This window comes from Nocardia sp. NPDC006044 (assembly GCF_042871115.1).
GTDB lineage: Bacteria > Actinomycetota > Actinomycetes > Mycobacteriales > Mycobacteriaceae > Nocardia.
Genome location: NZ_JBIAID010000009.1, coordinates 157,062 through 166,583 on the forward strand (window position 1 = coordinate 157,062; position 9,522 = coordinate 166,583).

Here is a 9,522-nt window from a genome sequence, read left to right on the forward strand (position 1 = left end):
CAGCAACCCCGCCGTCGATGCACAACCGGCGCGAACGCGATCACGCTGTCACTCTTGCCGGACTGTGCGCTCCGCGCGAATGCCGGCATACATCGCCGACACTCGTTGATACGTCTGGTCGAAAGGACCGACCATGTCGTTCGCCAGCCGCCGCAATGAGATCGGGTCGTCCAGCAGCGCTTGGACCCTGTTCGAGTCCGCCGTTTCCAAGAGCCGCGCGATATCTTGGCCGAGTCGGTGCGCGCTCGCCAGCGCCGCGTCGTAGTCATACGCGGCGAGCAACTCGATGTGTCCTGTGTACAGCTCATCCAATTGATGGCCGCTGTCGTACCAGCGGAGCATCGTTGCCAGGTCGATCGCGTCTTTCGTGCTGCGCCAGTGTCGATCGTGCCAGGCGACGAGCTTCAAGAGCGCCTGTGCCGCGATTGCGGGAACTCGTATGCTCAACCGGCCGGGTAGAACGGCGACGTCGGCCGCGGCGAAAGCTTCGCGAAAACCGAGCGTGTTCATTCTGAAGTCGCCCGGCCAGTCGACGGTGCGATCGTTATTCTCGATCGGCCCGCACGGGATGACATCGACTGGAACGCCGCAGACCTCGAATCTATGGCATGACTGATCGATGGCAGACATCTCTGACTGCAATCGGCGGACTTCATCCCAGCTGGCAACGGCAATGGCGATGTCCACATCGCGGGTTGCGCGTGCCGGGACAGAGCCGAATACCCCGAGAGACACGACGTTGCGTGCGGTGGCCCCGACCACCAGGAATTCGATCCCATGGGTTACCAGTAGCTGATCGACCTGGCTGAGCACGGTTGCGGCCAGCGAGATTTCAGGATCTGTCGAGTTCGACAAGTCGATTGTCATGCGCCCGAACCCTTTCTGCGTGTGCTCGTTGGCGAGGATCACCCGACGCCCACATATCGGCGTAGATGAGCGTGCTCGGTACCAGTGCGTCGAACGGTTCGAGTGACGTCCAGAAACGTTTCCTGACAGTAATATTCGGCTCCTGCCCGGAGCGGCTCCAGCGCCGTTCGGCAACGACGGCCGCCGGAATGGAATCGCAATAGAGAGTGGCCGTCGTCGGTGTCAGATCGGGGTCGAGCACGGCGCCCCCGGCTTCTCCACCGAGTTGAACCTTGTTCTCCAGCAATAGCTCTCGCGAATCACGCCACCAGCGTTCGGTGCTGTCGTGGAATTCGCCGATCGTCAACTTGTAGCTGACCGATGTTGTGAATGCTTCGGTCCATCGGTCCAATAGCTCTTTACCGTTGGCGAGTGCTCTTACTCCGTCGGCGGTGTAGAGGTAGCCGCTGGCTTCCAGCTCGTTCATGACGATCTGGGTGGTGCCCAGCGAGACGCCGGCCCGCTCGGCGATCGAACGCAGGGGAAGATCGAGTGTGTCCGGCCAGCTCAAAATGGCGAAGAGTACTTTTGCCCCGGCGGGACTGAACGCGCGTGGCGCACGCCGAGACGACGCGTACTCAGGCGCGGGGCGTCGGTTGCCGATGATGTAGATCAGCATCGCGGGCCAGCTGATCGAGATGTTCCCCGCACGGTCGACGAAGTCCACCCCGTTCCGCCGCAGCACCTCGGCGCTTTCTCTGGAGACATACGGCGTGAGGAGAAGCGTCGGTAACTCGGTTGGTGGTAGCGCGCGTGCGCTGGTGCTCGTGAGCTGGGCTTTGAACTCGACGGCATAGGTCCGGTCGCCGCGTGCACCCGCATCTAGTCGCGCGGCCAGATCGTGCCGGCGATCAGTGTTCGTGTCGGGTCCGGTCACCGTCAGGCTGATTCCGTGCTTCGCGAGCGCCGCCTGCGCCTCCCGCACGAGCATGTTCGCTTCGTAGCTACGTTCATCCACAATGAACATACTGAAATTATGTACAACGAAATCGTTGAAGGCAAGTATCGAGCTGCCCCACGTGTCAGAGCTACTCGCTGTCTACCAGCTCATGATCTGGGGCGAGCGTCCATGAAATCCGGTCGCCCGCTCGCCCGGGCGGCTGTTAGCCTCCGCCGATGGCAAACCCCTATCCCCATGTGTATCTAGGTGACCGGATCGTTGCGGCCGAGGCGGCTACGGTCGGGGTCGCGTCGTCGGCGGTGTTGTATGGGCTCAGCGTCTATACCGTGTTTCCGGTTCATGTGGCGGGGGCGGCACGGACCGCGTTCCGGTTGGACGATCACTACCGGCGGCTCGAGGAGTCGTGCAAGATCATCGGGATCGATCGGTTCGCGCGGGAGTGGGACTACCAGCGGTTCTATGCCGCGGTGGTCGAGGTGGTGGGGCGGAATGCGCCGGTCGAGGACGTATTCGTCCGGGCGACAGTGCATGTCGTCGAGTCGATCCCGGGCACCCGGGTGCGTGGTTGTGCGATTCAGGTCAGCATTTTCGTCTACGACGCGGTGCCGATCGTCCCGCAGGACGGCATGCGGCTGAAATCCAGTCCGTGGCGGCGCATTCCGGACAACGCGATTCCGTCGCGCGCGAAAGTCAACGGCGCCTACGTGAATTCGGTGCTGGCCAAGCAGGACGCGATCGACAGCGGCTACGACGACTGCATCTTCCTCGACAGCAACGGCCACGTCTGTGAGCTCAGCGCCGCCAACATCTTCCTGGTCCGCAACGGCACGCTGATCACCCCGGACGTGTCCTGCGACATCCTCGACGGCATCAACCGCCGAACCATCCTGACCCTAGCGGCCGAGGACGGCATCCCGGTCGTCGAACGCGCCGTCGACCTGACCGAGCTCTACATCGCCGACGAGGTCTTCGTCACCGGCACCTCCGCGGGCGCCGCCCCGGTCTTCGAGGTGGACGGCCGCACGGTCGCCGACGGGCAGGCGGGCCCGATCTCCCAGGCCCTGCGCAAGCGGCACGCCGCCGCGCTGCGCACCGACGACCTGCACGGCTGGATCACCCCGCTGAACTGACAGCCCGTGTGCCCGGGCTAGGCCGGCGAGTGCTCGGCCCGGCGCACGCGCGCGGACTCCGGCCGGAGGCGATCGAGCAGCTTCCCACCGAACGTGGCGGCCAGTGGAACGAAGAACCAGACGTACCAGATGTACGGCGTGACCCACACCAACCCGGCCGTCAACGCGAAGACCGACGTGACCGCGGCGGACGCGTTCGCGCTGATCCGGAGCTTCGCCGAATCGACGCCGGGCCGCAGCACCGCGCGCCGCCAGGCGAATTCCTTCATGATCGCCTCGGAGCCGAACAGCGCCGCGGCGGTCGCGGCGAACAGGCACGCGGCCAGCTTGTTGTCCGTGGCGTGCCCGAATATCGCGGTCGGGAACGGCAGGAAGGCGGCGAACAGCAGCAGCGGCGCGTGCGCCGCGGTGGTCGCCCGGTCCAGCCGCTCGACCTCGTCGATGAAGATGTGGTGCCTGCGCCACACCGACCACAGCAGGAAGAACGCCAGCACGAACGCGACGAACGACGCCTTCTCGTGCCAGAGGAATTCGGCCAGGGCGTGCGGGCTCGCCAGCTCCGCGCCCTCCGGCCGTTTGATCTCGATGACCAGCAGCGTGATCGCGATCGCGAGCACCGCGTCGGCGAACGCGCCCATCCGATGGGCGCTGAAGAATCCGTCCTCCGCAGAGGGCACTTCGCGGTCGGTCACTGCTCGGCTCCTAACGGCATGCGGTGAATCGGTTGAACCGTATCGGATCACCGGCCGCGGGGTCTGCCGTGGGAAGCGGCGCTGAATAAGCGTGGCGTAACTTCATTCAGGACACAGTTGATTCCTGATTGAGGGGTGCGCATGACCGGACTCGCCGAAGCCGCCGATCACAGCCCGCGGAGCCAGGCCGGAGACGGTGCATCGTCCGCGCACGGAGACCACTGTTTCGGCTGCGGACCGGCCAATCGCGCCGGGGTCGCGATGGTGTCGGCGCTGGTGGACGGACGGCTCACCGGCACCTGCACGTTCGACGAGAAGCACCAGGGCGCGCCGGGCCTGGCGCACGGCGGCGTGGTGGCGGCGGTGCTGGACGAGGCGTCGGGCACCGTGCCGACGCACAGCGGGATCCCCGCGGTGACCGCCAAGCTCACGGTGAACTACGTCAAACCCGCTCCGCTGCATCGTCGGATGGCGGTGTCCGCGCACATCGATCGCCGGGAAGGCGACCGCAAGCTGCACATCTACGCCCGGATCGAACTCGACGGCGAACTGATCGCCGAGTCCGACGCGCTGTTCATCGTCGTCAGCCCGGAACACTTCCGCGCGCACGGCGCCAAGGAGGGCGAGCTGCCCTTCCTCGGCGTGTGACTCAACGGATGCCGGGCGCGTCCGGGCCGAGGCAGGCCATGATCGCGCAGCCCGGCGCGTTGTCCGCGAAGGGCGGAGCCAGCGGAAAGTTCAAGCAGGACAGGACATTGCAGCCGGGATAGGCGAACGGCCCGGCGCCGAACACCGCGAGCACGAAGTTCAGATCGACGAATTGGCTCGGGTTCAATCGCACCGGCGGTTCGACATACGGTCCCGGGTCTGGCATGGGCGGTTCCTGGAACGCCGCGAACAACCGGCGGAAGAATTCGTGCGGCAGTTCGGCGATGTTCTGGATGGTGCCGGTGATGCCGTACTGGCTGACGTTGCCGAAGAACCCGGTCCACATCACCACCAGATCCAGGCTGGGGATGATGAAGATGTTGTTCAGGCCGAGCCCGGCCATCATGTACACATCGTCGGGCAGCATGCTGTCCGACTCCGCGCACCCCGGTCCGAGCCAGAACAGATAGCCGTAGCACCTATTGGCTGTCGACGGTTCGCGCGCCTGCCGCAGGTATTCGGTGGAGACGATTTGCCTTGCGCCCCAACGCCCGTCATTGCTGGCGAGCAGTCCGAGTTTGGCGAAGTCGTCAGGCGGGATCATCAGGTGCGCGTAACCGTAGGTGTGCCCGGCGCGATCGCGCGCCCAGTAATAGTCGCCGCGTTCGATGCCGAGCGGATCGAACAGTTCTCGTTGCGCGAATTGCTGGAGTGGTTCCCCGACCGCCAATTCCAGCACATAGCTGAGCAAGTCGACATTGCGCTGGCTGTAGCTGAACACCGCGCCCGGCGGATTGTCCAGCGGCACACCGAGCGCCTGCACCGCGCTGTTCGGATCGATCGGCACGACACCGGTGGCGCCTTCGGTCAGCACGCCGACCTTCATCCCCGAGGTCTCGGTGAGCAGGTTGGTCACGGTGATCGAGCGATGTTCGGCGTCACCGAGTCCGGCGGGCAGGTAGCGATCGATCGGCGCGGTGAGATCGAGTTTCCCTTGATCCCAGGCGATTCCGGCGAGCATCGAGACCACACTCTTGGTGGCGCTCCAGATATTCCACGCCACATTGTCGGTCGGCGGATTGTTCGGCCCCTCGCCGATCAGGCAATTGTGCCGGAAAACCTTGATATTGACCCGATTACGCCCGGCGGCGAAGGTCAATGCCGCCGCGAGCCGCGCACTGTCGAGGCCGGCCTGTTCCGGTGTCGCCCGCGCCGATTCCCGGCCGGACCGCACCTCGCAGCGCACCGGTTCGGCGGAAGCCTGCCCGCTGCCGGCGAAGAGATTTCCGGCGACCAGCGATAGCACAGCGAACCCAACGAGGAACCCACCGAATCGCCCCATGCGCACGAGGCTATCGCGCGAACGAGGCGGCGACCGGCGAATGACGAGTGTGCCGCAGACTCACCGGATTCCCGGTGCGTCCGGGCCGAGGCAGACCAGAATCGCGCAACCCGGTGCGGTGTCCCAGAACGGCGGAGCCAGCGGATAGTCCAGGCAGGAGAAGACATTGCAGCCGGGGTAGGCATCCGGGCCGATGCCGAAGACCGCGAGCAGAATGTCCGGGTCGACATAGGTTCGGGGGTCGAGCACCACCGGCGGCTCGACGAACGGACCGGGATCGGGCAGCGGCCGATCGTGGAACGCCGCGAACAGTTTGCGGAAGAATTCGTACGGTAACTCCGCCTGGTTCTGCAGGCTGCCGGTCACGCCTTTGCCGCTGCGGTTACCGAAGAACCCGGTCCAGACCACCGTGAGATCCAGGCTCGGAATGCCGAAAACGTTCTGCATCCCGAGTCCGTCCATCATGAACACATCCGGCGGCACGTTGTACAGCGGTGCCGCGCATTCGGGCCCGAGCCAGAACAGATAGCCGTAGCATTCGTTGGCCGAGGACGGCTGCAGTGCCTTGCGCAGGTACTCGGTCGAGACGAGTTGTTTTGTGCCCCAGCGTCCGTCGTTGCTCACCAGCAGGCCGAGTTTGGCGAAGTCGTTCGGCGGGATCATCAGATGGGCATATCCGTAGGTGTGCCCGGCGCGATCGCGGGCCCAGTAGTAGTCGCCGCGTTCGATGCCGAGGGGATCGAACAGTTCTCGTTGCGCGAATTGCTGGAGTGGTTCCCCGACCGCCAATTCCAGCACGTAGCTGAGCAAGTCGACATTGCGCTGGCTGTAGGTGAATTTGGTGCCGGGCGGATGCACCAGCGGCATGCCTAGCGCCTGCACCGCGCTGTTCGGGTCGATCGGCACCACGCCGCTCACGCCCTCGGTGAGCGCGCCGACCTTCAAGCCCGAGGTCTCGGTGAGCAGATTGGCCACGGTGATCGAGCGATGTGCGGCGTCGCCGAGCTCCGGCGGCAGGTAGCGATCGATCGGTGCGGTGAGATCGAGTTTCCCTTGATCCCAGGCGATTCCGGCGAGCATCGAGACGACGCTCTTGGTGGAACTCCAGATGTTCCACGCGACGTTGCCGGTCTGCGCGTTCGTCGGCCCCTCGCCGATCAGGCAGTTGTGCCGGAACACCTGCACGTTGAACCGATTTCGGGTCGCGGCGAAGGTCAGCGCGTCCGCCAGCAGCGCCGAATCCAGGCCGACCTGCTCCGGCTGCGCCCGGGCGAACTCCCGCCCGGACTGCGGCGTGCACCGCACCTCCGCGGCGGCACGACTCGGTGCCGCCTGCGCGCCTGCGGCGAAGACATTGCCCGCGACCAGCGAGAACGCAGCGAACCCAACCAGGAACCCACCGAATCGCCCCATGCGCACGAGGCTATCGCGCAGGTTGCCGAGGGCGGGGCACCGAGGCGGCGAGCCGGGTGGAAAACACAAACGCCGCCAGGTCAAAAACCTGGCGGCGTCGAGTCGCCGGACGCGCGGCCTCGCGCATTCGCGCTCGCAAGCGCTCCAACGCGACAGCGTCACGACTCAGCGTCGACGTCCCACAAGCGCCTCTCGGCGGGTGGTCGCTCGTAGCGACAAAGGGGTGAGGCCCGGGGCTGTCCGGACGCCGACAGAGGTGATCAACGACCACTCACCGGGATGTATTCCAGGAGATCGGATGTGATGTACACCACTTCTCTTTTCTTGACTAATTCCAGAAAAGGTGGAGTATCGAAGACATGCACACCAACCACACCGACCCGCGAACGCAGTTGCGTGCGGCCGGCCTGCGGGTCACCGCCCCGCGGGTCGCGGTGCTGGACGCGGTCGCCGCCGCCCCGCATTCCGATGCGGATCGGGTGGCGGCCACCGTCCGGGAAGTCCTGGGATCGGTGTCCACGCAGGCCGTCTACGACGTGCTGAGGGCCTGCGTGCATGCCGGAATCCTGCGGCGCATCGAGCCGGCCGGTTCGGCCGCGCTGTACGAGACCCGCGCCGGGGACAACCACCACCATCTGGTGTGCCGTAACTGCGGCACGGTCGTCGACATCGACTGTGCCGTGGGCGCAGCGCCCTGCCTGACCCCCGCCGACGACCACGGTTTCGCGGTCGACGAGGCGGAGGTCGTCTTCTGGGGCCTGTGCCCGGCCTGCCGCACGAACAGCGACAGCAATCCTGATTGAGCCCGGGGGTACAGCCCGCCCCCGGGCATCCGCGCCGACGAGGAGGCTTCGAGTATGACCAAGCCGACAACCACCAACACCGGAACCCCGGTGGAGAGCGACGACGAATCGCTCACCGCCGGAACCCAGGGCCCGATCCTGCTGCACGACCACTACCTGATCGAGAAGCTGGCCCAGTTCAACCGCGAGCGGGTGCCGGAGCGGATCGTGCACGCCAAGGGCGCGGGCGCCTACGGCGAGCTGGTGGTGACCAACGACGTCAGCCGCTACACCAAGGCCAAGCTGTTCCAGCCGGGTGCGCGGACCGAGTCGCTGGTCCGGTTCTCCACCGTCGCCGGCGAGCAGGGCAGCCCCGACACCTGGCGCGACCCCCGCGGTTTCGCGGTGAAGTTCTACACCGAGGACGGCAACTACGACCTCGTCGGCAACAACACCCCGGTCTTCTTCATCAAGGACCCGATCAAGTTCCCCGACTTCATCCGGTCGCAGAAGCGCCTGCCCGGCAACGGACTTCGCGATCACAACATGCAGTGGGACTTCTGGACCCTGCGCCCGGAGACCGCACACCAGGTGACCTGGCTGATGGGTGACCGAGGCATCCCGAAGACCTACCGGCACATGAACGGCTACGGCTCGCACACCTATCAGTGGGTGAACGCGGCCGGCGAGCGCTTCTGGGTGAAGTACCACTTCAAGACCGACCAGGGCGTGGACTACCTGACCCAGGCCGACGCGGACCGGATCGCCGGCGAGGACGCCGACTTCCACCGCAAGGACCTGTGGGAGGCGATCGAGCGCGGCGAGTTCCCGAGCTGGACGCTGCACGTGCAGGTGATGCCGGTCGCCGAGGCCGAGGGCTACCGGTTCAACCCGTTCGACCTGACCAAGGTGTGGTCGCACAAGGACTACCCGCTGATCGAGGTCGGCAAGTGGACGCTGAACCGCAACCCGGGCAACTACTTCGTCGACATCGAGCAGGCCGCCTTCGAGCCGTCGAATGTCGTTCCCGGCATCGGCTTCTCGCCGGACAAGATGCTGCTCGGCCGGGTCTTCGCCTACGCGGACGCGCACCGCTACCGGATCGGTACCAACTACGCGCAGCTGCCGCCGAACCTGCCGCGCGCCGCGGAGGTGAACTCCTACTCCAAGGAGGGCGCGATGCGGTTCGCCTACAACGACGCGAGCGTGCCCGTGTACGCGCCGAACTCGTTCGGCGGACCGCACGCCGATCCGGCGCAGGCGCCCGACGGCGGTCTGTGGGAGTTCGATCCGACGATGGTGCGGGCGGGTTACGTCCAGCACGCCGAGGACGGCGACTTCACCCAGGCGGGAACCCTGGTGCGCGAGGTGTTGAACGATGACCAGCGCGAGCGTCTGGTGAACAACATCGTCGGGCACGTGCTCGGCGGCGTGCGGGAGCCGGTGCTGAGCCGGGTCTTCGAGTACTGGACGAACGTGGATCCCGATCTCGGCAAGCGGGTCGAGGAGGGGGTCCGGGCCGGTCTCGATACCGGTTCGACGCCGCCGCCGTCGCAGGGCTGAGCCTGATCTCGAGGCGGGGGGGGGGGGGGGGGGGGGGCGCCCGCCCCCCCCCCGCGGGGGCGGGGGGGGGGGGGGGCCCCCAGAGTTGGGGGGAGCGCGGGGGTTAGGCGGGCGCAAAACACGCCACGCCCCGAGGCGCGCACCC

At 66.1% G+C, this 9,522-nt stretch carries 9 protein-coding genes; 4 read left to right on the plus strand and 5 right to left on the minus strand.

The genetic code is table 11. The annotated features are described in order from the left end of the window. Positions 1 to 48: 48 nt before the first annotated feature. Both ACFYO1_RS43715 and ACFYO1_RS43720 read right to left on the minus strand, forming a co-directional pair. Positions 49 to 867 (minus strand): nucleotidyl transferase AbiEii/AbiGii toxin family protein, encoded by an 819-nt coding sequence (locus tag ACFYO1_RS43715; RefSeq protein ID WP_387245623.1) that lies wholly within the window; start codon positions 865 to 867, stop codon positions 49 to 51. Then, positions 833 to 1,873, minus strand: coding sequence for a type IV toxin-antitoxin system AbiEi family antitoxin (locus ACFYO1_RS43720; RefSeq protein WP_387245626.1), 1,041 nt, complete (start codon positions 1,871 to 1,873; stop codon positions 833 to 835). Before ACFYO1_RS43720 ends, ACFYO1_RS43715 begins: the two co-directional genes overlap by 35 nt. 149 nt (positions 1,874 to 2,022) lie before the next feature. Between ACFYO1_RS43720 and ACFYO1_RS43725 the strand changes: the two genes are divergently transcribed. Further along, complete coding sequence (locus ACFYO1_RS43725) at positions 2,023 to 2,937, plus strand: aminotransferase class IV (protein ID WP_387245629.1); 915 nt, start codon at positions 2,023 to 2,025, stop codon at positions 2,935 to 2,937. Positions 2,938 to 2,954: 17 nt separating this feature from the next. Here the strand turns inward: ACFYO1_RS43725 and ACFYO1_RS43730 are convergent, their stop codons facing one another. Further along, positions 2,955 to 3,629: a TMEM175 family protein gene (locus ACFYO1_RS43730; RefSeq protein ID WP_387245632.1), complete on the minus strand. Its 675-nt coding sequence runs from the start codon at positions 3,627 to 3,629 to the stop codon at positions 2,955 to 2,957. 141 nt (positions 3,630 to 3,770) lie between these two features. Between ACFYO1_RS43730 and ACFYO1_RS43735 the strand changes: the two genes are divergently transcribed. Next, the gene (locus tag ACFYO1_RS43735; RefSeq protein WP_387245635.1) at positions 3,771 to 4,277 is read left to right on the plus strand and encodes a PaaI family thioesterase; all 507 of its coding nucleotides are present in this window, start codon (positions 3,771 to 3,773) and stop codon (positions 4,275 to 4,277) included. A gap of 1 nt (position 4,278) precedes the next feature. On the opposite strand, the gene ACFYO1_RS43740 is transcribed toward ACFYO1_RS43735, so the two are convergent. Beyond that, positions 4,279 to 5,619, minus strand: coding sequence for a serine hydrolase domain-containing protein (locus ACFYO1_RS43740; RefSeq protein WP_387245638.1), 1,341 nt, complete (start codon positions 5,617 to 5,619; stop codon positions 4,279 to 4,281). A gap of 60 nt (positions 5,620 to 5,679) precedes the next feature. Beyond that, positions 5,680 to 7,032 (minus strand): serine hydrolase domain-containing protein, encoded by a 1,353-nt coding sequence (locus ACFYO1_RS43745; protein WP_387245641.1) that lies wholly within the window; start codon positions 7,030 to 7,032, stop codon positions 5,680 to 5,682. 359 nt (positions 7,033 to 7,391) lie between these two features. Here ACFYO1_RS43745 and ACFYO1_RS43750 point away from each other — a divergent pair, with 359 nt between their 5' ends. Beyond that, positions 7,392 to 7,835, plus strand: coding sequence for a Fur family transcriptional regulator (locus ACFYO1_RS43750; protein WP_387245644.1), 444 nt, complete (start codon positions 7,392 to 7,394; stop codon positions 7,833 to 7,835). 54 nt (positions 7,836 to 7,889) lie between these two features. Beyond that, positions 7,890 to 9,377 (plus strand): catalase, encoded by a 1,488-nt coding sequence (locus tag ACFYO1_RS43755; RefSeq protein ID WP_387245647.1) that lies wholly within the window; start codon positions 7,890 to 7,892, stop codon positions 9,375 to 9,377. Positions 9,378 to 9,522: the final 145 nt, after the last annotated feature.